The organism is Paraburkholderia sp. SIMBA_054, assembly GCF_046534875.1.
Taxonomy (GTDB): domain Bacteria; phylum Pseudomonadota; class Gammaproteobacteria; order Burkholderiales; family Burkholderiaceae; genus Paraburkholderia; species Paraburkholderia hospita.
Map to the genome: position 1 here is coordinate 1 of NZ_JAWRXV010001798.1, position 232 is coordinate 232.

1 pseudogene is annotated in these 232 nt (G+C 59.5%); it reads left to right on the forward strand.

Going from position 1 to position 232, the window contains the following annotated elements:
• Positions 1–232, forward strand: a pseudogene (locus SB822_RS61280) (glycerol-3-phosphate dehydrogenase); the annotation flags it as partial.

The following is a 232-nucleotide window of genomic DNA, read 5'->3' on the forward strand; positions in this document are numbered from 1 at the left end:
TGGTGCGCGAGGCGCTGATGGAGCGGGAGGTGCTGTGGGCCAACGCACCACACATCATTCATCCGATGCGCTTTGTGTTGCCTTATCATAAGGGCGGAATGCGCCCTGCATGGTTGTTGAGGCTAGGGCTGTTCCTCTATGACCATCTGGGCGGGCGTAAAAAGCTCCCCGCCACGCGTACGCTTGATATGCGCTCGGACCCGGCTGCGCAGCCCTTGAAACCGCTTTTTAC